The following is a 25,240-nucleotide window of genomic DNA, read 5'->3' on the forward strand; positions in this document are numbered from 1 at the left end:
CTGTGGCCGTTCGCGAACCCTGTCCGGTCAGGCTAGGTACCGCCCGGCGGAGGGCGCTTCTTGATTCCTGATCGGTCGGGTCACCTGCTTCGCCAGGCACGACGGAATCCCCGCCGTCGACCGCGCGGCCTCGCGCCGGTAGACGCTGGGCGACATTCCGACCAGCTCGGTGAAACGGGTACTGAAGGTGCCCAGTGACGAGCAGCCGACCGCGAAGCAGACCTCGGTGACGCTGAGATCACCACAACGCAGCAACGCCATCGCGCGTTCGATGCGCCGGGTCATCAGGTAACTGTAGGGCGACTCTCCGTAAGCAAGCCGGAACTGCCGGCTGAGGTGCCCGGCCGACATGTGCGCGCCACGGGCGAGCGCCTCCACGTCCAGTGGCTGCGCGTAGTCCCGGTCGATCCGGTCGCGGACGCGGCGCAACCGTGCGAGGTCGCTCAGACGCTGCGCCGCGGTGGACTTGCTGCTCACCAGGTAAATCGTGCCATATCAAACCAGAACATGCCGCACCGAAGTTGCCTGGTCGGGGGTGGCGTCCGGCCCCCGGAGACAGGCCTACCGTTGTGGCCCGGGACAAGAAAGTGCTCGAAACGAAGCAACCTCCAGGCGATTCGATGGTTCTCATGGCATGACGTTCGACCGAACCTTCACTGCGGCCGGCGCCAGGCGTTCCGAAGGGAGCGCGGCCGACGACGGTGTGGCGGAGCTGTTCCGTGTCCACCACCTGGCGTTGGTCCGGCTCGCGTTGCTCATGCTGGGCGACCGGGCCGGGGCAGAGGACGCGGTGCAGGATGTCTACGCCCGCCTGCATCGACGCCGCTCGCGGGTGCCCGGCTCACCCGACGAACTGCTCGCCTACGCCCGCGCGTCCGTCCTGAACGCGTGCCGGACCCTGCTGCGCCGCCGGGCCCTGATGAACCGGCTGGTCCAGGCACCGGAACCGGTGTGGTCGGCGGAGAACGACGTGCTGATCGCCGATGATCGGCGCCGCGTCCTGCAGGCCCTGCTCAAGCTGCCGCCACGGCAACGCGAGGCGATCATCCTGCGCTACTACCTCGACCTGTCCGAGGCCGAGACCGCCGCGTCCATGGGCGTGCGTCCCGGCACGGTGAAGTCGACAGTGGCACGCGGGCTGAGCTCGCTCGGCGAGCGCTACCAGGAGGAACGATGACCCGTTTGAACGATGATCTCGTGCGTGCGGCACTGTCGGACGGTGCCGGCGTCATCGACCACGACGACCTCAGGCCGCTCGCCGCGCCCGCGCGCCGCCCCCGGCGCCGGCGGTGGGCGATCCCGGCCGGCGCCGCCGTCACCGCACTGGCCGCCGCTTCGGTCGCCGTTCTCGTCGTCGCCGGACCGCACCAGCGGGACGCCGGTGGACCGGCCATGTCCCTGGCCGCCTACGCCGGGGCCGAATACGTCGTGGACGGCGCCTGGCCGAATGGCGGGGAGGAACTGACGATCAGCGAGGTGTCCTCCCGGCGCGTCATCGCGCGTGTCCCCGCCCCGCGCGACTCGTCCGGCTTCCTCGATGCCGCCGGCACCGGAGACAACCGGACGTTCGTCCTCACCACCGCCGCCCCCGGAGCCTGCCGGGTGCGTCTCCATCGGCTGACCCTGCGCGACAACGGCACGCCCGCGAGCGTGAGCGAACTGTCCGGCATCAACCTGACGGGACGGCAGGGAGAGGGATCGAACCAGCTGGCCGTCGCGAAGGGCGGCGAAAGACTGGCCTACTCCACCCTGGGATGCGGCGCCAAGTCGTCCGAAGGACACATCACCGTCGTGGACCTCAGCACCGGCGCCCAGCGGGTCGTCGATCTGCCCCCTGGTGCCAAGGCCAGCGACCTGCGGTGGGCTCCCGACGGGCGGCAGCTCGCCTTCCGCCTGGCAGCGGACGGGTGGGACGGATACCGGCTGAACGTCCTCGACGCGGTCACGGGCGCACGGACCCCGGTGAGTCTCGGCCCGCCCGGGACCCGCTGGAACATCGGCGTCATCGCCCCGGACGGCAGGCACCTGGTGGCCGTGGTGACCACCGGCCGCGAGCGCCGCCTGATCTGGTACTCGCTGATCTCCAAGACCGTGACCCGTCAGGTCCCGCTGGCCCCCGGCTCACCCGACGACCCGGTGATCTCCGGCGGCGGCACCGGGGACGCGCTCGTCATACTGATCGGCGATCGGCTCTACCGCGTCCGGGGCACCCATGTCGAGTCCAAGCAGGTGCCCCCGGGCACCAGTGTCGATCTGACCGGCACCTGGTAGCGGCCGGCGCCCAGCGATCGGCGGTGCCGCTCCCGGCATCGCCGATCCTTCGCGCCGGGCGGCATCCGGAGCCGGGATTTCGAGACACGGCTAGAAGAACGCGGGGCCTCGGCGCAGGACGGTCTCGTTGAGCATCTGCTGGACGTTCTCGCGGACGTGATCGGTGATCTCGAAGACGGTCATCGGGTCGTCGGCGGAGTCGGCGTCGTAGGCGGCCAGCGGCATCGGCTCGCCGAACCGGATCATCCACTTGGACGGGAGCGGAACGAGGCCGGCCGGGCCCAGCAGCGGGAACGTCGGGGTGATCGGGAAGTACGGGAGACCGAGCAGGCGGGCCAGCGGGCGCAGCTCGGCGATCTTCGGGTAGATCTCCTCGGCGCCGACGATGGCGGTGGGGATGATCGGCACGTCCGCGCGCAGGGCCGTCTCGACGAAGCCGCCGCGGCCGAAGCGCTGGAGCTTGTAGCGGTCGGTGAACGGCTTGCCGACCCCCTTGAAGCCCTCGGGGAAGACGCCGACGAGCTCGCCCTTACCGAGCAGGCGGGACGCGTCGGCGGGGCAGGCGAGGGTGTGGCCGGCCTTGCGGGACAGGTGTCCGAGGACGGGCACCTGGTAGACGAGGTCGGCACCGAGGAGCCGCAGGTCGCGACCGGCGTGATCGTGGACGGCGACGGACAGCATGAGCGCGTCGACCGGGATCGTGCCGGAATGGTTGGCGACGACGAGGGCGCCCCCGGCGGGGATGTTCTCCAGGCCGGAGACTTCCACGCGGAACCAGTGCTCGTAGAGCGCGCGGGCGAGCGGCAGGAGGACGGTGCTGTTGAACTCGGGGTCGAAGCCGAACTCGTCGACCTCGTACTCGCCGGCGAGGCGGCGGCGCAGGAAGGCCAGGCCTGCGGCGATGCCGCGTTCGACGGGGCCGCGCTCACCGAAGCCGTGTCCGCCGCGGCCGCGTGCGCCGGAACCGCGCCCGTCGTCATCGCGGGCGGCGGCGATACGGATGACCTGCGCGTCCTCGTCCAGGTGGTCGGCGTTCACGTTCCTCCTCGGCCGAGCACGGCGCCGAGCCGGTCGAGCACGCCGCGTCCGATGTCATGTCCGAGGCCGTGCCCCAAACCTTGGGCGGCGACGAAGTCGGCGAACGCGGTCTCGGATCCGTACTTGGGGCGCCAGGCCAGCTCGTGGACGAGCGCCGAGGTGTCGATGACGCGGCCGTAGGTCAGCCAGCGAAGCAGTTCGGGTGAGAAGCCCGACATGCCGGCGAAGCGCCGTCCCATGTCGGCGAAGACGGCGATCGACTGTGACGGGACGGGGATGAAGGGGCGGCCCGCGCGGCGCAGCGCCTGGGACAGCAGCAGGACGCCGTCGCCCGCGACGTTGAAGCAGCCGGGGTGGTCCTCGACGACCATGCGCCGGAGCACCTCGACGCCGTCGTCCTCGTGCAGGAACTGTAGTCGCGGGTCGAAGCCCAGCACCGTCGGGACGACCGGCATGCGCACGTAGCGGGTGAACCGCGAGTCGACGCCCGGCCCGAGGAAGTTCGCGAACCGCAGCACCGACACCTTCAGGTCGGAGCGGCGCCGCTGGAGCCCGCGGACATAACCCTCGACCTCGACCGCGTCCTTGGCGTAGCCGGACGCTGGCGCCTCGACGGGCTCGTCCCGCTCGGTGAACAGCGCGGGGTCCCTCGGCGAGGAGCCGTAGACGGCGGCCGAGGAGCGGACGACGAGCTTGCGCGTGTCGGGCGAGCGCTGGCATGCGGCCAGGAGCTGCATCGTCCCGATGACGTTGAGTTCCTTCGCCTTCGCCCGCGACGTCGATGCGGAGGTGACCAGGTTGAGGTGCACCACCGTGTCGACGCGCGCCGACGCGATGATCTTCGCGATGTCCGGTGTGCGGATGTCGACGCGGACGAACTCGGTGCGGCCGAGTGACGTTTCGGGTGGCACGGTGTCCACCCCGATGACTCTCTCGATACCCGGGTCGGCTTGAAGGGTGTTCGCGACCCGCGCCCCCAGGAAACGGGACACGCCCGTGACGAGGACGACACGGGCCGCGGCGGCGGGCATGGAGGACACTGTGCGCCCACCCCTTCGGCTGAGTGGCCGGCGTGTTACTTCTTGTTACGACGCTGGATGCGCGTCTTCTTCAGCAGCTTGCGGTGCTTCTTCTTCGCCATCCGCTTGCGGCGCTTCTTGATAACAGAGCCCACGGGACCTCGCTCGGCGTATCGGGTGATGTGCAGGAGACGGGCGTGCCGCAGGCGAGCATCACTCGAAATGCGCGCACGGTCCGTTGCCCAAGGGTACCGCTGTACCGGCGAAGGTCAGGCCGCGGCATGACACGCAGGAGCCGGCACCGCGCCTCGCACGGCGCCGGGCACCCTTCCGCACGGGACGAGCATCGCCCGTCCCGCGTCGTGTCCTGACCGTCCCGGCGCCCGGGACGCCGCGGGCATCGGTGATGCCCCCGTTCCCCCGGGCACCGGCACCGGTGGCCGTTCGGCCACCGGCCGGTCCCTGTCCTTGTTCCCCAGCTCCGGGTCGGCCCTCTCGGTCCGTCCCGGTGCCCCCTGCACGGCCGGGTGTGGAGTTCGTGGCGGGGAGATCACTCATCCCCCGCCCCTACCCGTTATCCGGCTTCGATGTACGCGTCGCGCAGGTAGTCGTGAACGGCCTGCTCGGGAACCCTGAACGAACGGCCCACACGGATTGCGGGCAGCTCGCCTGAGTGGACGAGGCGATAGACGGTCATCTTGGACACCCGCATCACCGACGCCACTTCGGCGACGGTCAGGAACCTGACCTCACTCAGAGGTCGCTCGCCTGAGCTCATCGGACGCCCTCTTCCACACGTGCCGCGCACCGGCCCTTTGGGTGACTTTGATCACGCACGTGTACTTCCTCCAGCGTAAATCGCGTATCGGCAGTCGCAAGAGGGGAGTTCCACCCATTTCTGTATCCCGACCTGACCGGGCGGCCACAGGGCTATGTCCGCACGCAGCGTGGAGCTGACGGCACATGGAGTGGCACGGCGAACGGTTGTCAACCGAAAACAGGCGATGACCTGCGACTCAGGCGCATTCGGTGGCTTCGCGCGGACGCAGGCGCCCCGCTACGGCCGTCACGTCACACGCAGTGACAGGCGCGCGGGCCTTCCCGCCGAGTGAGCGTGGTCAGCCGGATACGGAGAGCCCAACCCGTCCCAGCAGATAGGCCGTCATTGGCGCGTAATGGTGCGGCGATACGCCGTCATCGAGCGGGACGACCACAGCGATCTTGCCTTCCGCGGCGCCGGCAAACAGGGCCGGATCGTTACAGTCCGCGAAACCGACGGTGTCGATGCCCGCCTGACCGGCCGCGCCCGCCCAGCCGTGGTCGGCAATGGCCAGATCCGGCCAAACATCCGATTCTCTTCCCGCTAGATCGCCTGAAGCGGTAGCTGCGGACGCGGGCGGAGTCGCCGCGCCGCCCGTCGCGAGCTCCCGGAGCATCGCCTCCATGGGATGCGGGTCATGCGTGTGATGGGTTCGGCCGCCGTCCTCCAGCATCGCCACACCGCCCTCGGCGTAGACGATGCGACGCCGTTCCACGCCGCCCCAGGTGGAGTCGATCTCGTAGGTCCAGCCCGCGGCCGGGGTCAGGATCCGGCAGCCCGCGTCGGCCAGGACGCGGGCGACGGCCTGGTACACCGGCGTCAGCGTCGCAGGATGGCCGGTGGCGATCAGCACCGTCTCCCGGCGGCGCGCCGCGGCCCCGATACGGTCGCCCATCGCCTCCAGCATGTCGAGCGTGATCTCGGGGTCGATGGTGTCGTCGCCGTACAGGTGCAGCGGATCGGGGTGGACGCCGCAGCGCTCGACCATCATCTCCAGGACGCCCCGCTCCGTCCACGACGGCTTGAGCTCCAGCCCGAGCTGGTAGTACGGGTCGCCGGCCGCCATCTGCCGGTAGTGCGACAGGTTGTTCTGGCGCGGCGTCGCCACGTCGCCCGCGATCCTCGTCTCGACGAGATGCGCGCGCAGCTCGTCCCGTGCCGGAGCCGCCATCACTCGTCCGTCATCGGGTCGAGGCCGTGCTCGGGGAACACCGCCCGCCGCGTCGCCAGCACCGCCTGGTCGACCGGGCTCGCCGGGTCGTAGCCGTTCCCCCACCTGTGCACCTCCACGACACTCGTTCCGTCCGTCATCCGCCTGGGGGCGATCTCGTCGGTCCGCAGCCGGACGAACTCGCGCCACCCGTCCGGCGTCGGGGTCTCGGGCGGGATCGCCGCGCCCGACGCCTCGGCCAGCAGATGCGCCCACGCACGCGGGACGACCTGGACCAGCTCGTAGCCGCCGCCACCGGTCACGATCCAGCGGCCGCCGGCGGTCTCGTGCGCGAGCCGGTGCAGTGCCGCGTACGCGGTGCGCTGGCCGTCGACGCTGAGGGTCAGGTGCGCGAGCGGGTCGAGCGCGTGACCGTCCGCGCCGTGCTGGGTGAGGAGGACCTGCGGACGGAACCGGCGCAGCAGCGGCGGGACGATCGCCTCGAACGCGCGCAGCCAGGGCACGTCGCCGGTACCGGGCGGCAGCGCCACGTTGACCGAGGTGCCCTCGGCGCCCGTACCGCCGGTCTCGTTCGGGAAGCCGGTGCCGGGGAACAGCGTCCGCGGCGTCTCGTGCAGGCTGATCGTCAGCACGCGCGGGTCGTCGTAGAAGGCGGCCTGAACGCCGTCGCCGTGGTGGACGTCGATGTCGACGTAGGCGACGCGCTCGGCGCCGTTGTCCAGCAGCCAGGCGATCGCGATGGCGGGGTCGTTGTAGACGCAGAATCCGCTCGCGGCGCCGCTCAGCGCGTGGTGCAGCCCGCCGGAGATGTTCGCGGCGTGCTCGGCCTCGCCCGTCCACACCGCCTCGGCCGCCGCGACCGATGCGCCCGCCACCAGCGCGGACGCATCGTGCATGCCGAGGAAGACCGGGTTGTCGGGCGTACCGAGCCCGTGCCGCTCGTCGGGGAGCCCGGTCTCGCCCGCATGCTTGACCGCGGCGATGTAGGGCTCCTCATGGACGAGCCGGAGCAGCTTGTCGTCGGCCGCATCGAACCTGGCGACCCGGACGTTCGCCCGGTCGTGCAGACCGAGCTCGCGGGCCAGCGCCATCGTCAGCTCGACCCGGACGGGGTTCATCGGATGACCTGGACCGAAGTCGTAGGCGACGAGCCGGTCGTCCCAGAGGATCTTGAGTCCGCAGCTCGCCGGTGGGGTTGGCGGGGACGCGGCGGGACTGCTCATGACCTCACGGTATCGCGCGGGCAGCGTGGCGCGGATCACACGCATCGGGTGAACGGCCCGAGACCGGACAGTCCACGCGACCAATGTGTGACGTGCATTACCTCATAGATATGGGCATATCTGTAACACAGCAGAGACAGCAAATGGGGTGGAGATGGATTCGGTCGAGGTGACCCCCCTGCCGCCGACCGGCGCCGAGCGCGAGGCGGACACCGGCTGCCGTGAACCGGCTGTTCACACGCGTGAGCCGAGCGTCCGGAGCCGGGCGATCAGCGGGGTGATCCGGTTCGGCGTCCGGCCGTTCGTCCACCGCCTCCCCGGCCACGCCGGCGGCATCCGCACCGCCCGTTCGACCGTGGACGCGGCGTCCCTGCTGATGCGGCACACGTCCCGCGTGCGCGTCCTGCCACTGCACGACCCGCAGGTCGGGGCCGGCCCCGCGATGCGTCCGATCAGCGGGGAATGGGTCGTCCCGTGTGCGGGCGACGCCGCGGACGCGGCGGTCCTGTACCTGCACGGCGGCGGCTATGTCGTCTGCTCGCCGCGCACCCACCGGCCGATCACCTCGCGGCTGGCGCTCGACACCGGGCTGCCCGTCCTCGTCCCCCGCTACCGGCTGGCGCCCGAGCACCCGTTCCCCGCGCCGCTGGAGGACGCGGTGGCGGCGTACCGGTGGCTACTGGCGAGCGGTGTCCCCGCGTCCGGGGTCGTCCTGGCGGGCGACTCGGCGGGCGGGCACCTCGCCGCCGCGCTGTCCGCCGAGATCTGCCGGACCGGGCTTCCGGCGCCGGCCGGGATCGTGCTGTTCTCCCCGTGGGTCGATCTGACCTGCGAGCTCTCCACCCGCGCCCAGCGCGGCGCCCGCGACCCCTACATCAGTGCCCGCATGGCCCAGCGGATCGCCCGCCTCGTGGTCGGTCCGGCCGGGTTCGACGACCCCCGGCTGGCCCTGCTGACGTGCGCGTGGAGCGACGCGCCGCCCGTCCTGATCCAGGTGGGCGGTGCCGAGGTGTTGCGTCCCGAAGCGGAGGCACTCGCGGACGCCCTGCACCGCGCGGGCCGCGCCTGCGAACTCCAGGTGTGGAAGGGGCAGATGCATGTCTTCCAACTCCTGAACCGAGTACTGCCGGAGGCAAGCGCCGCAATGCAAGAGACGGCCCGCTTCGTCCGAGCCGTCACGACCAGGGCGAACGCGCCCGACGCAGAGGCCGTCGCCTAGGACCTGCCACACAGCCTCAGCCATCACGCGATGTCGCGCTCGCCCAAGCACGGTCAAGGGCGAGCCGCCAGGCGAGCTCTTGGGCCGGGATTGAGATCAACACAGTGCCGTCACCGGGTCCAGGCGGGCGGCGCGGTGGGCGGGCGCGGCGCCGAAGACGACGCCGATCGCCGTGGAGACGGCGAAGGCGAGCGCCGGGGACCACCAGGCGATGGCGGTGGGGACGGGCGAGAAGGTCGCGATGGCCAGCGCGGCGCCGACGCCGAGGAGGATGCCCGCGGCGCCGCCGAGGGTCGTCAGCAGCACGGCCTCGACGAGGAACTGCGCGAGGATGTCGCCCTGCCGCGCGCCGAGCGCCTTGCGGAGGCCGATCTCCCCCGCCCGCTCCCGGACGCCCACGAGCATGATGTTGGCGACGCCGACGCCGCCGACGAGGAGCGAGATCGCGGCGATGCCGGTCAGGACGCCGGTGAGCGCGCCGAAGACCTTCCCGACGGTGCCGAGGAGCTGCGTCCGGGTGATCGCGGAGAAGCTCTCGCCGCGGTACTTGCGCTGCAACGCGTCCACCATCTCGGTCTGCAGGCGGGGAACGTCGTCCTTCGTCTGGGCCCGGACGGCGATGTAGTCGACGCGGGTCACCCCGAACATGCGCTGCGCGGTCGTGATCGGGACGTGCGCCTCCGAGTCGCGGCCAGGACCGGACACCTGCCCGACCTCCTCCAGCACGCCGACCACGCGGAACCGGGTGCCGCCCGCCATGGACACCTGCCGTCCGAGGGGGTCGGCGTCGCCGAACAGCCGTTGCGCGACGCCGGACCCGAGCACGACCACGCGGCGCCGCGTCTCCACGTCGGTACGGGTGAGGTAGCGGCCCCGGCGCAGCGGGCGGTCGAAGACGGCGCGGAGGTTCTCGTTCGCGCCGACGACCCCCGCGGACACCTGCTCGTGCCCGGCGCGGAGTGTCTCGCCAGAGCCGAGCGCGACCGCGATGTCGCTCTCGTCGCCGGTGACGCGGCCGAGATAGCCGACGTCCTCCAACCGCATCCGGCTGATCGTGGGCGCCGACCGCGCGAACCCGCCGGGTGCGACGAAGATGACGTTGGAGCCGAGCCCTTCGATCTCGGACCGGACGAGATCGCGGGCCCCGGTGCCGATCGCCACCAGGACGACCACCGCGGCGACGCCGACGACCACCCCGAACATCGTCAGGACGCTGCGGAGCCGATTGCCGCGCAGCGCGTCCGAGGCGACCCGGACCGACTCGGTGAACCTCACCCCCGCTCCCGCCCCGCGCGTTCCTTGCGCCCGGCGCCGTCGTCGTGCTCGATCCGGCCGTCGCGGAGCTGGACGCGGCGATGGGCACGGCCGGCGATCTCGGGTTCGTGGGTGGCCAGCACGACGGCGACGCCGCGTTCGGCGTTGAGGTGTTCGAGCAGGTCCATGACGTCGTGGCCGGTGCGGCCGTCGAGGTCGCCGGTCGGCTCGTCGGCGAGGATGACGCAGGGGTCCGTGACGAGGGCGCGGGCGATGGCCACGCGCTGCTGCTCGCCGCCGGACAGCCGGCCCGGCCGGTGGCCGAGGCGGTGTTCGAGGCCGACCAGGGTCAGCGCCGCGGTGGCGCGGCGGCATCGTTCTGCCCGCGGCACCCTGCGGTAGACCAGCGGGAGCGCGACGTTGTCGCGCGCGCTCGTCCGGGCCAGGAGGTGGAACGACTGGAACACGAAGCCGATGTGGGTGTTGCGCAGGTCGGCGAGTTCGCCTGCGGAGAGCGCGGCGACGTCCCGTCCGGCGATGCGCACAAAGCCGGAGGTCGGATGGTCCAGGCATCCGAACAGGTGCATCAGTGTGGACTTGCCCGAGCCGGACGGTCCGACGATCGCGACGAACTCGCCCTCGTCGATGCTCAGGTTCACCGCGTGCAGCGCGGCGACGTCGACACCGTCCACCCGGTACGTGCGGCTGACGGCGACCGCCTCCAGCACGGGCCCGCTCATCGCGTCCCCGGCGTCATGGCAGCTCCTGTCCCTGTTCGACGGAGTCCGCGCCGTGCACGACGATCCGCTCGCCTTCCCGCAGGCCGCGCGTGATCTCCACGGTCGCGTCGCCCCGCACGCCCAGCCCGACCACCCGGCGCTGGGCGCGGCCGCCGGAGACGACCCAGACGACCGGCTCCCGTCCGCTGCTGACGACGGCCGCGGACGGGACGGACAGCACGCCATGGACGTCGCGGACGTGCAGGGAGACCGTGGCGCTCATGCCCGGCTTCGGCCACGGGGCCGCCGCACCGTCCGCGAGGGTTCCGGGACTGAGCGCGAGGGTCACCTTGTAGGTGACGCCGCCTTCGTTCGCCTCCTTCGGGGTCGACCCGACGCTGGTCACCTTCGCCGTGTACGTCCCGCTGGGGACGGCGTCGAACGCCACGTTCGCCTGCATGCCCTCGCGGACCTGGAGGACGTCCGTCTCGTCCACGTCGGCGCCGAGGGAGAGCGTCGAGACGTCCGTGACCGTGATGACCGCGTCACCGGCCGAGACGGGAGACCCCGTGGCGATGGGCGCGCCGTCCTCGCCGCCGACGGCTCCGAGACTCCCGAACCCCGCCAGGCCGCCCCGGGACTGGAGTGGCCGTGGGAGCCGGTCGGCGAGGCCGCTGAGTCCGGGCGCGCTGCCGGCGGGCCCGCCGAGCCCGATGACACCGTCGAACGGCGCCTTGATCGTCAGCGCGCGCACCGTGCGCTCGGCCGCGTCGAGCGCCGCTCGCGTCTGCACCCGCTGCGCGGCGGTGATCGAGGAGATCGTCGTGTCGAGGGTGCCGAGCCCGGCGTTCATCCTGGTCACGGCGGCGCGGGCGGCGTCGGCCGCGGTCCGGTACTCGGTTTCGGCCCGGGTGATCCCGGTGAGGACGAGGGCGCGCTGCTGCGGGTCGGTGATGCTCTGCGCGGCCAGGCGCGCCTGGGCGAAGCCGTCGCGGGCCGTCTGGTCCGTCCGGCGCTGAAGCTCGGTGAGGTCGATTCCGGCGGGCACGGGTGCGCCGCCGGCGGCGACGCGGTCCGCCTCGCGCGCCCGGGCGAGCCGCTGCTCGGCGTCCGGTGAGCTGATCTTGGCGAGGGCGGCACCCGCGCGGACGTGATCGCCGTCCGTCACGTACAGGCGTTCGACCGTCCCGTCGGCGGGCGCGCGCAGGACGGCCGTGGCCCGTCCCGACGCCGTACCGGGGGCCTCGACCATCGCGGAGACGTCGGTCCTGGCGACCGCGCCGATCCGCGGCCGCCGCCCGTGGTCCTCCCCCGTGCACGCGCCGAGCGCTCCGGCGAGCAGGACGCCGATCATGGCCAGTCTGAGGTGGCGGGGGGCGACCGGGGCATCATGAGAACGTTCCCGGCCATGCCGGGACGAACGGCCCAGTGAGGGCATGGTTCCCCGTGGGTTAGAAGGGACTCGCGTGCTCGCGTGCTCGGGACCTCGCACCGCGATCCGCAGGACCTGTCAACACGAACCCGGCCAGCGCGGCCAGCGTGGCGATGCCCTCCCCGACCAGGCTGATCGTCTTGTCGCTGTACCAGACGGGCTCGTGCATGTCCGGCAGCGGCCCGATCGCGCCCACGTCGACGTAGTAGTACAGCAACAGCGCCCCGACGGCGCTCGCCGCGACGACGAACGCCAGCGCGTACGACCACCGGCGCGCGTACGTCAGGATCACCACGGCCGTCACGGCCGCGACCGCGGCCTGGATCCGGAACAGCGTGTCGCCATCGATGGAGCCCCCCTGGACATACGCCATGTCGGGGGCGAACCTCCAGTGCACGATGGCATCGGCCGCCAGTCCCGCGGCCACGAGCAAGCGGAGGAAGAGTCCCATACCCCTTACACGGGCGCGACCCCCACCCTGGCTCAATTGTTGAGAAATGAACTTCACCACGGCGTTCGCCCCCCTTCCACCATCCAGGGGGATTTGTGCCCGATTCGGGGGACCCTAGCCCGCCGGAACCGCACACCCTGGCCGGGGGATCAACCGCTCGCGAGTTCCTGACCCCGGTTCCGAGCGGCCTCGATCGCCTCCAGCACGGCCGCCCGGACCCCGTGCCTCTCCAACTCGCGGATCGCCGCGATCGTCGTCCCGCCCGGGGAGGTGACGGCCTCGCGCAGCAGGACGGGATGCTCGCCGGAGTCGCGCAGCATGACCGCGGCGCCGACCGCCGACTGGATCACCATCTCCAGCGCGGCCGCGCGCGGCATGCCGAGCAGGATGCCCGCGTCCACCATCGCCTCGACGAGGTAGTAGAAGTACGCCGGCCCGCTGCCGGACAGCGCGGTCGCGCCGTCCTGGAGCGACTCGGGGATGCGCAGCACCTTCCCGACCGGTGACAGCAGTTCCTCCGCCAGCTTGAGATGCTCCTCGCCCGCGTGCGCCCCCGCGGAGATCACGCTCATCGCCTCGTCCACGTGGACGGGCGTGTTCGACATGACGCGCACGACCGGGACGCCGTCCGGAAGCCGCTGCTCGATGAACGGGGTCGTGATGCCCGCCGCCATCGAGATCACCAGCCGTCCGGGCGGGACGTGCGGGCCGACCTCGTCCAGCAGGGCGCCCATGTCCTGCGGCTTGACCGCCAGCACGAGCGTACCGGCGCGCTCCGCCGCCTCCACGTTCGTGACGATCTCGACGCCGTACCGCTCGCGCAGCAGTGCGCCGCGCTCCTCGCGGCGCGCGGTCGCCATCAGCTCGGACGGGCGCCGCCCGGCCCGGAGCACTCCGGACAGCAGCGCCTCGCCCATCTTCCCGGCACCCAGAATCGCGATCATCGGCATACCTTGACGTGGGGTTTCAACGACCGGTCCACCCTATAACCGGGCGCCGCCGGGATTGCGCGGGGTCAGGCGCGGCCGACAAGGGAGCGCATCAACAAACGGAGGTTGCCCGGCCTCTCCGCGAGGCGGCGCATGAAGTACCCGTACCACTCCTGGCCATAGGCGACATAAACACGAACCTGCGCGCCCTGCCCGGACAGCCGCCTCTGCTCCTGCGGGCGAATGCCGTAGAGCATCTGATACTCGAACGTGTCGGCGTCGCGCTCGTTCAGGACGGCCAGCGCGCCGGCGACATCGATCAGGCGCGGATCGTGCGTGGCCAGCATCGGGTATCCCTTGCCCGCCATCAGAATCTTCATACAGCGGACGAAGGACTTGTCGATGTCCTCCTTGCCGGTGAAGGCCACCTCATCGGGCGCCGCATAGGCGCCCTTGCACAGCCGTACGCGGGAACCCTCGTACGCCAATTCGGCACAGTGTTCCTCTGCACGCCGCAAGTACGCCTGTATGACGGCACCCGTGTCGGGGAAGTCACGGCGCAGTTCGTGGACGATCCCGAGCGTGGAGTCGACCGTGGTGTGGTCTTCCATGTCGAGCGTGACCGTCGTACCGGCGGAACGAGCGGCCGTGCAGATAGTGCGCGCGTTGTCCAAGGCGAACGCCTCGTCCAACGTCTGCCCGATCGCGGACAGCTTCACCGATACTTCCGCGCGCGCGCCGAGATGCGCAGCGCCCAGCCGTTCGAGCAGTTCGACATAGCCCCGGACGTTCGCCTCGGTGCCCTCCCGGTCGAGCGTGTCCTCGCCGAGCACGTCCAGGCTGACGAGCAGCCCCTCGCCGGTCAGCCCCTCCGTGACACGCGCCGCGTCGTCGATCGTCTCGCCCGCGATGAAACGGCGGACCACGTCGCGGGTGAACGGCGCGGTCTCCACGACCCTGCGCGCGCCGCCGCTGCGCGACGCGGCCAGCAACGCCTGTCGAAGCACTGGTGAACCCCTCGTCCTGCGTCCTCGTCCCCAGGGTATGCCCGGAAGGGGACCGCGATCACGAGACGGTGCCGAGGCTGTTGCCGCCCCCGTGCTGCCGGACGTACTCGGGCATCCCCGCGGACTTCACCGCTTCGAACAGCGCCTTCGACTTGGCGGGGTCCAACAGGACGACGCTCTGCTTGCCGCGCGTCCCGGTACCGCGGAACGGCGTCGTCATGAACGTCACGTCCGAGGGACGCAGATGCCGCAGGCTCAGCGCGAGCGAGCGCAGCTTGCCCCCCGACACGCTCTCGTCCACGCTGATCGACTTGGTGAACGCGGACAGGAACCGGTCGAGCTTCAGCGGGTTGGTCAGCGTCCCGCCGTCCGCGGCCTGCTTGGCGAGCGCGCTGAGGAACGCCTGCTGCCGCTTGATCCTGTCGAAGTCGCCGTTCGGCAGGTTGTAGCGCTGCCGGACGAACAGCAACGCCTTCTCCCCGTCGAGTTTCTGCCGCCCCGCCGTCCAGTTCACCTTGCGGGCCGGGTCGTACACGCTCTGCTTGATGTCGACGGTGACGCCGCCGAGCGCGTCCGTCATCGACTTGAAACCCTCGAAGTCGATCGCACCGTAGTGGTCGACGCGGACGCCGGTGAGGTTCTCCATCGTCTCGATGAGCAGCTTCGGCCCGCCGAACGAGAACGCCGCGTTGATCTTCTGGTTGCCGTAGCCGGGAATCTCCACCCAGGAGTCACGCGGGAAGGACACCACGTAAGCCTTGCTGCGATCCGCCGGAAGGTGCAGCAGCATGATGGTGTCCGTGCGCTGCTGGCCCGGCTTCCACACCTGCCCGCCGTCCCCGGTCGTGGCGGCGTCGGCGCGCGTGTCCGACCCGACGAGCAGCCAGTTCTCCGTACCCGCCACATTCGGACCCGGCCGCTTGGCGCCCTGGTCCGGCATCACGCCCTTGATCCGGTCGATGTTGCCGTTGTAGGACGACTGACGCTGCCAGACGAGCCCGCCCAGGCCCGCCACGACCAGCGCGAAGAACACCCCGACCGCGATCAGGACCCGCGGCCAGCGGCGCTTGCGCGGCTTGCGATGCCCCTTGGCCCCGTCGTCATCGGCACCGCCGAGCGTCCCGAGAGCGCCGAGACCGGACGGCTCGTCCGCGACGCCCGGGGCCCCATGCGGCGGCGGGGACACGTCGGACGGAAGCGGTGCGGGCGGTCCGGCGGGGTCTCGGGGGGTCATGGCGCCGGAGATTACCAGCCGTTCCTGGACGCGAAGGCCCGGATCGGCGCAGGTGTCCGGATCAGGCGGTCCTGCGGCGCAATGTCGCGGCGCCGAACAGCAGGGCCACGATCGTGAACCCGGCGATGACGGCGACGTCCACCGCGAGGGTCCCGGTGAAGTCCGGCATCCGGCTGATCTCCTGCATGCCCTCCACCGCGTACGTCAGCGGCAGCACCTTCGAGATCGCCTCCAGCCAGGACGCCATGTCGTCCCGCGGCACGATCAGCCCGCACAGCAGCATCTGCGGCAGAACGAAGGCCGGCATGAACTGGACGGCCTGGAACTCCGTCCGCGCGAACGCGCTCGCGAACAGGCCGAGCGCCATGCCGAGCAGCGCGTCCAGCACCGCGACGAGCACCAGCGACGCCAGCGACCCGTTCAGGTCCAGGCCGAGCCACGTCAGCGAGATCAGCAGGACGACCCCGACCTGCACCAGCGTGATGACCCCGAACGCCAGCGCGTAGCCGAACAGCAGGTCCAGCTTGCCCGCCGGCATGGTCATCAGCCGCTCCAGCGTCCCGCCCGTCCGCTCGCGCAGCGTCGCCACGCTCGTCACGATGAACATGATCAGGAACGGGAACAGGCCGAGCAGCATCGGACCGACCCGGTCGAACAGCGCCGGCTGGTCGAACACGTACCGCAGCAGGATCATCAGCAGGCTGGGCACGCCGATCAGCATGCCGAGCGTGCGGTGGTCGTTCTTGAGCTGGGCGAGGATGCGCCGCATCGTCGCCAGCGTGATCGCAAGGCTCATGTCGGGCTCCCCGCCCTCTCGTTGATCAGCCGGAGGAAGGCCTCCTCCAGGTCCGCCGAACCCGTCTGGGATCGCAGTGCCTCGGGCGCGCCGTCCGCGAGGATGCTGCCCTCCCGCATCAGCAGCAGCCGGTCGGTGCGTCCCGCCTCGTCCATCACGTGGCTGGACACGACCAGCGTCGTGCCACGATCGGCCAGCTCGCGGAACAGCTTCCACAACTCCTGCCGCAGCACCGGGTCGAGCCCCACGGTCGGCTCGTCCAGGACGAGCAGTTCCGGTGTGCCGAGCAGCGCCACCGCGAGGTTCGCCCGGCTGAGCTGGCCACCGGACAGCGTCGACACGACCTGATCCCGGTGCTTGCCGAGCCCGACCTCGTCGATGACCCGCGCCACGTCGCTGCGCGGCGCACCCAACACCGACGCGAAGTATCGGATGTTCTCGGCGACGCTCAGATCGGCGTACACAGCGGGCGTCTGCGTCGCGTACCCGACCCGCCGCCGCAACCCCCGCGCCCCGGCCTCGTCCCCGAGCACGGTCACCGTCCCGCTCTGGACGATCTGAACACCGACCAGGGCCCGTATCAACGTCGTCTTCCCGCAGCCGCTCGGACCGAGCAACCCCACGACCGAGCCCTCCGGCACGTCGAAGGTCAGCCCATGCAGCACTTCCCGGCCCCCGCGCGCCACCCGGAGGTCGCGCACGCTGACCGCTGCACTAAAACTCATCATGTGTTGAATTTAAGCGACCACCCCATCCCGGTCAAGCCCTCTGGACCCAGACATGCGAAAACCCCTGCCAGGCGGCGTGAAGCCCAGCAGGGGTTGGAGACTCAGCCCGAGTCCGACGCTCAGGCGGCGGTCAAGGTCGTCTCGGCACTTGAGTCACTGGCGACTCGGACTACAGATGAGGGCTGGACGTCAGCGCGCAAAGCTCCCGCACGGCCGCCCGATCCCGCCGCTCGACCGGAACGGCACGCACAACGGCCTTCCCCGTCTCAGTGATCATGTGGCTCCACCGGGACGGCGGCAACGCGGCAAGGATCTCCGCAGCCTGCCGAGCACCGCGATCGATCCCCCCGTTGACCACCGTGCACAGGGCCGCTTGAAGCTGGTTCTGAGTCACATACGGATGATCGCCAGTGCGACTTAGAACGGCTAGGGAGTTGGCCAACGCGGCCTGAACTGGACCTTCATCTCCTGCGCCAGCGGAGATCACGAGGCTGGCAAATTGGAGCTGGCCACCTGTCCAGTAGTCCTGCATGATGTCGCACCGGTTGCTGACGGCCGGAAAAAGATCCTCGCAGGTCCGGAGCGCGTTATTGGCCTCCTCGTGTCGCCCGAGGGCACTGAACGCCTTTGCTTCCGAGCACTTCAGCAGTGCACTTCCCAGTGAACCCTTGGCGCCAGCGATGTGTTGGTAATTCTGGACGAGGTGAAGCACTAACGCGGGGCTCCGCTGCCCATACCGCGCATGCCCTGTTTCGGTGGCGCGCACGCCGAGCCGCAATTCGAGGTCTCCGGTCGCGTCGGCGGCGGCCCTGGCGGTGCGCCACCAGCGGATAGCGGGCCCATGGTCTCCGAGCCTGGTCAGCACGTTGGCGTACAGCGTTGCCAGCGACGCCTGAACCCGCTGTAGTTCGGTGCGCTCGCCGACGTCGGCCGCCTTGAGTTGGCGGTCCAGTGCGAGGAGATCGATCACCAGTTCTCGGCGGGCGTCCTCAGGCGGCTGGGTGCGGATCGCGTGCAGATGATCGTCACAGGTCAGATGCCAGTCATCAAGGTCACGAGGGGCGATCGTCAATGCGAGATCGACGAGGCGGCCCAACGGCTCGGTTCCGAGCGCCCCCGCACTCATCCCCAGCGCGGCGAGTTGCAGCAGTGCGCGACGCTCCATGTCGTCGTCCCAAAGGTCAGGATTGATGCCAAGCATCACGGTACCCGCGGCGGCGGCGCCCGACCGCTTCGGCTTCGGGGGATCCGGTCTGAGCGCGGCGAGCGATCCGTCCGCGCCGAGGATCTCGTCAAAGCGGGCTGCCATCTCCTCCGAGGGCATCCGTAAACCCCGGACAAGCCTGGACACATAACCGTCATCACACGGGACGAGGTTGGACAACTTGCGCTGGCTGATCTGACGCTCGGCCATCAGCTCGCAGAGCTTCTCTCCGAAAGTCTCCATCGACCCATCCCGTTTCGACCCGAATACCCCTACTGCCTGCCGCTGTCGGGCGCTCCTCGGCAGGTGACAGTGCCTTTCACGCTAACCGCGGATCGAGCCTCGCGGAGGCCGAACGCCGTCACCACGAAAAAGGGGCCGCGTCGGTACGCCGAACCGGAATGAGGCAAGTCGACTGTGGCTTACAGATGAGGGCTGGACGTCAGCGCGCAAAGCTCCCGCACGGCCGGCCGATCCCGCCGCTCGACCGGAACGGCACGCACAACGGCCTTCCCCGTCTCAGTGATCATGTGGCTCCGCCGGGACGGCGGCAACGCGGCAAGGATCTCCGCAGCCTGCCGAGCACCGCGATCGATCCCCCCGTTGACCACCGTGCACAAAGCCTCGTGAAGACGGACGTTCGCGGCGTACTGATAGCCACGAGTGTTGGCCAGCACGATCTCGCGTTTCTCATCGGCCTCCGACTCGCGCCCGGCACCCGCGTGGACCCAGCTGGCCGTGAAATGCACGACGTTCTCGCTCCTGTGGGTTGGGAGGATGCCGCCCCGTGCCTGCCCGCCAGCGGAGTCGGTAAAGGAATCCAACGCCGCCCTGGCTTCGCCATGCCTGCCTTGCAGGGTGAGCACCTTGGCTCGCGTTCCAGCAAGATCTGCTTTCCTGCAGGACGGCGCAGGGCCGGCGAGTCGTTCCGCGGCGTCGATCAGTTGCAAGATGATCGCTGGATCGCGTTGGCCGTACAGCCCGAACTCGGCCTCTTCGCAGCGGACCATCAGCCGCAGATCAAGATCGCCGGTCATATCGGCGGCGGCCTTGGCCGTCCGCCACCAATGGATGGCGGAGTCGTGGTCGCCCAGGCGGGTGAGCGTGTCGGCGTACATCATGGAAAGTGCAGCCACGATCCGACGCAACTCGATCGCTTCCCCCGGCGCGCCCGGCTCTGCGGCCTGTATCTGACGCTGGGCTGCGACCAGATCGACCATCAGCCCATCGCGGGCCTGCGCGGGCGGACGAGTAAGGATCGCGTACAGGCGATCCGCCAGGGTCAGGTGCCACTCATCGACACCACGAGGTTCGCTGTTGAGCGCCAAGGCGAGCAGTTGACGGACCGGTTCCCCGGTTGAGCCGAGCGCGCCTGCGCTCATCCCTAACGCGGCGAGTTGCAGCAGTGCGCGACGCTCCATGTCGTCGTCCCAAAGGTCAGGATTGATGCCAAGCATCACGGTACCCGCGGCGGCGGCGCCCGACCGCTTCGGCTTCGGGGGATCCGGTCTGAGCGCGGCGAGCGATCCGTCCGCGCCGAGGATCTCGTCAAAGCGGGCTGCCATCTCCTCCGAGGGCATCCGTAAACCCCGGACAAGCCTGGACACATAACCGTCATCACACGGGACGAGGTTGGACAACTTGCGCTGGCTGATCTGACGCTCGGCCATGAGCTCGCAGAGCTTCTCTCCGAAAGTCGCCATCGACCCATCCCGTTTCGACCTGAATACCCCTACTGCCTGCCGCTGTCGGGCGCTCCTCGGCAGGTCGCAGTGCTTTCACGCTAATCGCGGATGGGGTCTCGTGGAGGCCGAACGGTGACACCAGACACAGAGCGGCCCGGGCCGGTGCGCCAACACCGGGGGTTCCCGGGCATGACCGGAAATGAGGTCCGGCTTATGCGAGCCGTAGCGTCCGCTCCCGAGATCGAAGCGAAGAAGGCGGCGCTCCGAGAAGAGTTCCCTTCGTGGTCGATCATCCACACCACCGACACCGGCCGATGGTGGGCGACACGGGTGACCCTTGTCAGCGAGGACCTGTCGCGCATTGAAGGCGCCACCTTCGACGCCGACACGGCCGAGGAGCTGCGCACGATGCTGCGCGAGGGCGACGACGCCGGGAAGGAACGATGACCGGGCGCAATGAGATCAGGCGCGCCCTGTCCGAGGACTTCCCCACCTGGCTGATAGAGGTGAGCGAAGAGGCGACGCTCGGCGTCCGCTGGCAGGCGGGCCGCGCTCTCGCACCGGGGCATGGCGGGATCATCGGCATGTGCAGCGACAACCACGCAATGCTGCGTGAACTGCTGGACGAGACGGACGCGATCGACTCCCGGCATGCCATCCGCGACCTTGCCGCCGGACTGCGCGAACGCGACATCACCGCGCATGTCTACGGGACGACCCTACTGGTCACCGGACTCGACGCCCGCGAACAGCTGATCACCTGCAAGCGCGGGCTATTCCGCTGGGCGTCGGACGGCCGGGAGATCGGCCCCATCGTGGAAATGCGGGCGGCGATCGAGCAGATCGCGAGGGACGGCCAGTGACCACCGCCCCCTATCTCGATCTGCTCGCGCGAGTCCTGGCCACTGAGGGATGGACGGTGCGCCGCCGCTATGACCGGGCACCTGCACGGCTGCATGTGCTCTCGCCCTGTCTCCCGACGATCGGGGAGAGCATCCGTGTCGCGGCGGGCGAGGGCGGAGTCCCCTGGTTCATCGACTCCACCGGCGCCACCCTGGCCCCCTGCCACGACCTCCCCGGAGCTGTCGCACAGATCGGCGCGCGGCTGGCACCGCATGCCATGGCCGCCGCCGTCCGGCGGGCGGGCGAAGAACAGGACGCGCGCCCGTGCTGCCTCATCAGCCGTCTCCGGGCCTCGCTGAAGCGAACCCGAGCCAACGCGCGCAGCCCGGCTACTCCCCCAGATACCTCTGCAAGGTGGGGGCCACCAGGGCGATGACCTCGTCCTCGGTGGCGGAGGCCATCGGTTCGACCTGGAGGACGTAGCGCAGGATCATCAGGCCGATCATCTGGCCGGCGGCGGCCTGCGCGTTGATGAGGGGGACGCCGGTTGCCTGGCCGACGCGTCCGAACAGCGCAGAAGTGACGAACTCGCGTGTCAGGGCGGCGGCGCGCTCGTTGGTCATGGCCGAGCGGAGCATGGCGAGGAGAGGGGCGCGGCGGTCGGCGTCGCCCCAGACCTCCAGGAAGATGCGGACCATGGCCTCGCCGAGCCGGTCGCGGGGTGAGGCGAGGATGCGCGGCAGCAGGACTGACGGGTCCACCGGGAAGCGCATCGCCTCGATGAACACGCCCTCCTTGTTGCCGAAGAAGTGGTGGACGAGGGCGGGATCGACGCCGGCGGCGCGGGCGATGGCGCGCAGGGAGGCTCCGTCGTAGCCCTTCTCTGCGAACAGGTCGCGGGCGGCGGCGAGGATCGTCTCGCGCGTCTCGGTGGGACCGGGACGGCGGCCGGGGCCGCGACCCCGGGCGGGCCGCGCCGGCTCCGTCATCGCGCTCCCCTGCGGGTCACTTCGCCGGCCGCGCTGACCTCCCAGGTACGGTGCGCGGCGGCAAGGTGCAGGCGGGCGAAGGCGAGGGCTTCGGCGAGGTCCTCCATGCGCTCGGCGCGGCTGGACGCGCGGCGGGTGTTGACCTCCAGGACGACGTGCCCGCGGAACCCGCTCTCGGCGAGGTTCTCCAGCATCGGGCCGCAGGGCTGGCCGCCGCGACCCGGGACGAGGTGCTCGTCCTTGTTCGTGATGCCCACCCCGTCGGCCAGATGTACGTGGCGGAGCCGGTCACCGAGACTGTCCGCCATGTCGAGGGCGTCGGAACCCGACACCGCGGTGTGGGAGAGGTCGAGCGTCACGTACGGGTAGTCCTGGTCGACGGGATTCCAGTCGGGGAGGTACATCCCGGCCTCGGCACCGCGCGCCTTGAGCGGGAACATGTTCTCGACCGCGAACAGCACGTCCGTCTCGTCCTGCATGCGGGCAAGTCCCTCGACGAAGTCCTTGGCGTAGTCGCGTTGCCAGCGAAAGGGCGGGTGGACCACCACGACCTCCGCGCCCAGTTCCTCAGCGACCTCCTTGGAGCGCACCAGTTTTCCCCATGGCTCGCGTCCCCAGACCCTCTGGGTGAGCAGCAGGCAGGGCGCGTGGATCGACTTGATGGGCACCTGGTGATAGTCGGAGAGCCTGCGCAGGACGTTGAGGTCCTGGGAGGACGCGTCGGTGGAGACCATCACCTCGATGCCGTCGTACCCCAGCAGCGCGGCGATCTCGAAGGCGCTCGGGACCTTCTCCGGGTAGACCGACGCGGTGGACAGCGTGATCGGCGCGTCCGGCACGCGGAGGACCGGAGTCCCGTCCTCGAAGGACCTGTCTTCGAAGGGCACGGCACCGTTGTGCTGCGGGGTCAAGGCTCCCTCGCCAGGAATGCTCGCTCGGCAATGTTCGTACCGGAAAGCCTATGCGCACTCGGCGGCGATGAAACCCTCGCTCATAGTGATCCTCGTTGCCCTCACCCGGCTCCCGGCGGGTCCACGACATCCCACTACGCTCTGCTTGCGTGGCCGAGATAGCTCCGGGGGCGGTACCGAGCCCGAACATCTGGAACTCCCCGCAGGTGTACGAGGTGGAGAACCGCGCGGTCGATCCGGACGGGGTGCTGGCGGCGGCGATGCGGGCCGTCCGTCCATGGACGGGGGCAACGGTCCTCGACCTCGGCTGCGGTACCGGCTTCCACCTGCCCGTCTTCGCGGACGAGGCGGAGCGCGTGATCGGGGTGGAGCCGCACGCGGGTCTCGCCGCGGCGGCGCGGCGCCGGGTGCGGGACCGTCCGAACGTCACGGTCCGGGTGGGCGTGGCGCAGGCGCTGCCGCTGCCGGACGCGTCGGTGGACGTCGTGCACGTCCGATGGGCGTACTTCTTCGGGCCGGGCTGCGAACCGGGCCTGGCGGAACTGGACCGGGTCGTCCGGCGTGGCGGCGCGATCTTCATCATCGACAACGACGCGACACGGTCCACGTTCGGCGGCTGGTTCCGGCGGAGCCTGCCGAAGTACGACCCCAGGAAGGTGGAGCGGTTCTGGACACGGCGCGGCTACACCCGGGAACCCCTGATGATCCGGTGGTCCTTCCAGAGCCGCGATGACCTGGCGGCGGTGCTGCGGATCGAGTTCCCGCCGGACCTCGCGGACGCCTGCCTGCGCGAGCACGAGGGCCTTGAGGTGGACTACGCGGTCAATCTGTGGTGGCGTTGCCCCTGAGTTACTGACTAGTCGGTCACACCCGGGAGCACGCTCTGGCGACTACTGGACTCCTCGTACAACAATAGATCTCGCAGGCGTTCACGGCGCCGCCCCCCGACCCCGGCCGGCGCCCCATGACCCCAGGAATGGGAGGAACCGGCCATGGGCCGTGCCGCCAGAACGGGCCGTATCGACTCCGGGACGACCCCACGGCGCGGACCGCGGCTCGGTGTCCTCGCCGCCACCACCCTCGGCGCGGTGGGCGCGGCCGGCGCGGGCGCCGGGCTCGCGGCCCAGCGCCGCGCCATGCGCCGCCTCCAACTGCGACCCGACCCCTACGCCGGCGAACCCTTCGGCTCCCTGCGCGGACGCCCCGTCCCCGTCCGCGCGAGCGACGGCACCCGGCTGTACGCCGAGATCGACGGCGAAGACCGCACCGACCTCGCCGTCGTCTTCTCGCACGGCTGGACGCTCACCCAGGACTCCTGGCACTTCCAGCGCAAGGCCCTGCGCGGCCACGGCCGCCTCGTCTTCTGGGACCAGCGCGGCCACGGCCGCTCGGACGGCGGCTCCCGCCACGGCTACGCCATCCACCGGCTGGCACAGGACCTCGCCGCCGTCATCGAGACCACCGTCCCCGCAGACACACCGGTCGTGCTGATCGGGCACTCCATGGGCGGCATGACGATCATGCGATATGCCGACGAGAACCCCGACCTGATCGGCGACAGGATCGTCGCCATCGGGCTGCTGTGCACCTCGTCCGGCGGACTCGGCGAGATCACCCTCGGCCTGCCCGCCCTGCTCGCCCGCGCCTCCCACCGCGTCCTGCCCCGAACACTGCACGCGCTCGGCGCCGGCTCCGCGGCCATCGAGAAGGTCCGCCACCTCGGACGGGAGGGCCGCATCCTGATCAAGGACCTGATCGCCTTCGGCCCCGAGGCCAGCCCCGCCGCCATCGCGTTCGCCGAAGAGATGATGACCGACACGCGGATGGACGCCCTCGTCCACTTCTTCCGCTCCATGATCACCACAGACGTGATCAGCGACTGCACGGCCCTCGGCGGCGCCGACACCCTGGTCATCGGCGCGGAGAACGACATCCTCACCCCGGTCGAACACAGCCTCAAGATCGCCGGCTGTGTCCCGTCCGCACGGCTGGAGGTCATCCCGACCGCCGGACACATGGCCATGTTGGAACGCCCGAACGTCGTAAACGAGCTCATTAGCAGTGCCCTCGGCGTCAGAAACTAGAGCTGTGTTCATTGCAGTGCCCTCGGCATCAGGCGCTGGAGCGCCCTCCTTCAACGGGCACTACGGCGATCGCTGCATCGCTCCCGACTCGCCCCAGAGGGCTCACTCCGCGATCAGGTTCTCGCTTCGCTCGAACCTGGCTTCGCACGCGATCGCAACGTTTCCGGTTGTTGACGGTTCGGGCTCTTACAGCTGGGTGCCTGCGGTTGAGGT

General features: G+C 70.3%; 27 protein-coding genes. 7 read left to right on the forward strand and 20 right to left on the reverse strand.

What is annotated here, in order from left to right; all coding sequences use genetic code 11:
• Window positions 1-27: 27 nt before the first annotated feature.
• Window positions 28-477, reverse strand: a complete 450-nt coding sequence (locus AMA02S_RS33710) for a helix-turn-helix transcriptional regulator (protein WP_067466889.1) — start codon at window positions 475-477, stop codon at window positions 28-30.
• Window positions 478-634: 157 nt separating this feature from the next.
• On the opposite strand from AMA02S_RS33710, the gene AMA02S_RS33715 reads away from it, so the two are divergent.
• Both AMA02S_RS33715 and AMA02S_RS33720 read left to right on the forward strand, forming a co-directional pair.
• Entirely contained in the window at window positions 635-1,177 is a 543-nt protein-coding gene (locus AMA02S_RS33715) for a SigE family RNA polymerase sigma factor (protein ID WP_084265884.1), read from the forward strand.
• Window positions 1,174-2,271, forward strand: a complete 1,098-nt coding sequence (locus tag AMA02S_RS33720) for a TolB family protein (protein ID WP_067466892.1) — start codon at window positions 1,174-1,176, stop codon at window positions 2,269-2,271. The genes AMA02S_RS33715 and AMA02S_RS33720 overlap by 4 nt, the downstream gene beginning before the upstream one ends.
• 90 nt (window positions 2,272-2,361) lie before the next feature.
• On the opposite strand, the gene AMA02S_RS33725 is transcribed toward AMA02S_RS33720, so the two are convergent.
• From AMA02S_RS33725 to AMA02S_RS33745, 6 genes are all read right to left on the reverse strand, one after another.
• Window positions 2,362-3,309: a lysophospholipid acyltransferase family protein gene (locus AMA02S_RS33725; RefSeq protein WP_067466894.1), complete on the reverse strand. Its 948-nt coding sequence runs from the start codon at window positions 3,307-3,309 to the stop codon at window positions 2,362-2,364.
• A complete protein-coding gene (locus AMA02S_RS33730; RefSeq protein ID WP_067466897.1) occupies window positions 3,306-4,340 on the reverse strand; it encodes an NAD-dependent epimerase/dehydratase family protein in 1,035 nt (344 codons plus the stop codon). The genes AMA02S_RS33725 and AMA02S_RS33730 overlap by 4 nt, the downstream gene beginning before the upstream one ends.
• Window positions 4,341-4,384: 44 nt before the next feature.
• Entirely contained in the window at window positions 4,385-4,483 is a 99-nt protein-coding gene (locus AMA02S_RS40900) for a 30S ribosomal protein bS22 (protein ID WP_018654693.1), read from the reverse strand.
• Window positions 4,484-4,902: 419 nt separating this feature from the next.
• Entirely contained in the window at window positions 4,903-5,106 is a 204-nt protein-coding gene (locus tag AMA02S_RS33735) for a helix-turn-helix domain-containing protein (RefSeq protein WP_067466901.1), read from the reverse strand.
• A gap of 340 nt (window positions 5,107-5,446) precedes the next feature.
• Window positions 5,447-6,319, reverse strand: coding sequence for a phosphatase (locus AMA02S_RS33740; RefSeq protein ID WP_067466904.1), 873 nt, complete (start codon window positions 6,317-6,319; stop codon window positions 5,447-5,449).
• The gene (locus AMA02S_RS33745; protein ID WP_067467204.1) at window positions 6,319-7,542 is read right to left on the reverse strand and encodes an acetoin utilization protein AcuC; all 1,224 of its coding nucleotides are present in this window, start codon (window positions 7,540-7,542) and stop codon (window positions 6,319-6,321) included. Before AMA02S_RS33745 ends, AMA02S_RS33740 begins: the two co-directional genes overlap by 1 nt.
• A 154-nt stretch (window positions 7,543-7,696) precedes the next feature.
• Here AMA02S_RS33745 and AMA02S_RS33750 point away from each other — a divergent pair, with 154 nt between their 5' ends.
• The gene (locus AMA02S_RS33750; protein WP_067466907.1) at window positions 7,697-8,761 is read left to right on the forward strand and encodes an alpha/beta hydrolase; all 1,065 of its coding nucleotides are present in this window, start codon (window positions 7,697-7,699) and stop codon (window positions 8,759-8,761) included.
• 96 nt (window positions 8,762-8,857) lie between these two features.
• Here the strand turns inward: AMA02S_RS33750 and AMA02S_RS33755 are convergent, their stop codons facing one another.
• From AMA02S_RS33755 to AMA02S_RS33805, 11 genes are all read right to left on the reverse strand, one after another.
• Window positions 8,858-10,036: an ABC transporter permease gene (locus AMA02S_RS33755; RefSeq protein WP_067466910.1), complete on the reverse strand. Its 1,179-nt coding sequence runs from the start codon at window positions 10,034-10,036 to the stop codon at window positions 8,858-8,860.
• Window positions 10,033-10,755, reverse strand: a complete 723-nt coding sequence (locus tag AMA02S_RS33760; RefSeq protein WP_067466913.1) for an ABC transporter ATP-binding protein — start codon at window positions 10,753-10,755, stop codon at window positions 10,033-10,035. Before AMA02S_RS33760 ends, AMA02S_RS33755 begins: the two co-directional genes overlap by 4 nt.
• Before the next feature lie 13 nt (window positions 10,756-10,768).
• A complete protein-coding gene (locus AMA02S_RS33765) occupies window positions 10,769-12,088 on the reverse strand; it encodes an efflux RND transporter periplasmic adaptor subunit (RefSeq protein ID WP_169806946.1) in 1,320 nt (439 codons plus the stop codon).
• A gap of 97 nt (window positions 12,089-12,185) precedes the next feature.
• Window positions 12,186-12,617: a hypothetical protein gene (locus AMA02S_RS33770; RefSeq protein WP_067466920.1), complete on the reverse strand. Its 432-nt coding sequence runs from the start codon at window positions 12,615-12,617 to the stop codon at window positions 12,186-12,188.
• 149 nt (window positions 12,618-12,766) lie between these two features.
• On the reverse strand, window positions 12,767-13,561 hold the full coding sequence (proC, locus tag AMA02S_RS33775; RefSeq protein ID WP_067467207.1) for a pyrroline-5-carboxylate reductase: 795 nt from the start codon (window positions 13,559-13,561) through the stop codon (window positions 12,767-12,769).
• 71 nt (window positions 13,562-13,632) lie between these two features.
• Window positions 13,633-14,553 (reverse strand): proline dehydrogenase family protein, encoded by a 921-nt coding sequence (locus AMA02S_RS33780; protein ID WP_067466923.1) that lies wholly within the window; start codon window positions 14,551-14,553, stop codon window positions 13,633-13,635.
• 58 nt (window positions 14,554-14,611) lie between these two features.
• Entirely contained in the window at window positions 14,612-15,787 is a 1,176-nt protein-coding gene (locus tag AMA02S_RS33785; protein ID WP_084265885.1) for an LCP family protein, read from the reverse strand.
• 61 nt (window positions 15,788-15,848) lie between these two features.
• On the reverse strand, window positions 15,849-16,583 hold the full coding sequence (locus tag AMA02S_RS33790; RefSeq protein ID WP_067466926.1) for an ABC transporter permease: 735 nt from the start codon (window positions 16,581-16,583) through the stop codon (window positions 15,849-15,851).
• Window positions 16,580-17,311, reverse strand: a complete 732-nt coding sequence (locus tag AMA02S_RS33795) for an ABC transporter ATP-binding protein (protein WP_218005208.1) — start codon at window positions 17,309-17,311, stop codon at window positions 16,580-16,582. Before AMA02S_RS33795 ends, AMA02S_RS33790 begins: the two co-directional genes overlap by 4 nt.
• Before the next feature lie 169 nt (window positions 17,312-17,480).
• Entirely contained in the window at window positions 17,481-18,758 is a 1,278-nt protein-coding gene (locus AMA02S_RS33800; RefSeq protein ID WP_067466929.1) for a helix-turn-helix domain-containing protein, read from the reverse strand.
• Window positions 18,759-18,937: 179 nt separating this feature from the next.
• Window positions 18,938-20,218: a helix-turn-helix domain-containing protein gene (locus tag AMA02S_RS33805; RefSeq protein ID WP_067466932.1), complete on the reverse strand. Its 1,281-nt coding sequence runs from the start codon at window positions 20,216-20,218 to the stop codon at window positions 18,938-18,940.
• A 195-nt stretch (window positions 20,219-20,413) separates the two neighbouring features.
• Between AMA02S_RS33805 and AMA02S_RS33810 the strand changes: the two genes are divergently transcribed.
• Window positions 20,414-20,647 carry a hypothetical protein gene (locus AMA02S_RS33810; RefSeq protein ID WP_067466935.1) on the forward strand — a complete coding sequence of 78 codons (234 nt, stop codon included), beginning with the start codon at window positions 20,414-20,416 and terminating at the stop codon, window positions 20,645-20,647.
• On the forward strand, window positions 20,644-21,063 hold the full coding sequence (locus tag AMA02S_RS33815; RefSeq protein ID WP_067466938.1) for a hypothetical protein: 420 nt from the start codon (window positions 20,644-20,646) through the stop codon (window positions 21,061-21,063). Before AMA02S_RS33810 ends, AMA02S_RS33815 begins: the two co-directional genes overlap by 4 nt.
• Before the next feature lie 369 nt (window positions 21,064-21,432).
• On the opposite strand, the gene AMA02S_RS33820 is transcribed toward AMA02S_RS33815, so the two are convergent.
• Complete coding sequence (locus tag AMA02S_RS33820; protein WP_067466941.1) at window positions 21,433-22,032, reverse strand: TetR/AcrR family transcriptional regulator; 600 nt, start codon at window positions 22,030-22,032, stop codon at window positions 21,433-21,435.
• Window positions 22,029-22,919, reverse strand: coding sequence for a sugar phosphate isomerase/epimerase family protein (locus tag AMA02S_RS33825; protein ID WP_157431020.1), 891 nt, complete (start codon window positions 22,917-22,919; stop codon window positions 22,029-22,031). Before AMA02S_RS33825 ends, AMA02S_RS33820 begins: the two co-directional genes overlap by 4 nt.
• A 173-nt stretch (window positions 22,920-23,092) precedes the next feature.
• Between AMA02S_RS33825 and AMA02S_RS33830 the strand changes: the two genes are divergently transcribed.
• Both AMA02S_RS33830 and AMA02S_RS33835 read left to right on the forward strand, forming a co-directional pair.
• The gene (locus tag AMA02S_RS33830; RefSeq protein WP_067466945.1) at window positions 23,093-23,791 is read left to right on the forward strand and encodes a class I SAM-dependent methyltransferase; all 699 of its coding nucleotides are present in this window, start codon (window positions 23,093-23,095) and stop codon (window positions 23,789-23,791) included.
• 144 nt (window positions 23,792-23,935) lie between these two features.
• Window positions 23,936-25,027: an alpha/beta fold hydrolase gene (locus tag AMA02S_RS33835; protein ID WP_067466948.1), complete on the forward strand. Its 1,092-nt coding sequence runs from the start codon at window positions 23,936-23,938 to the stop codon at window positions 25,025-25,027.
• Window positions 25,028-25,240: the final 213 nt, after the last annotated feature.

This window comes from Actinomadura macra NBRC 14102 (assembly GCF_001552215.1).
Classification (GTDB): Bacteria; Actinomycetota; Actinomycetes; order Streptosporangiales; family Streptosporangiaceae; genus Spirillospora; species Spirillospora macra.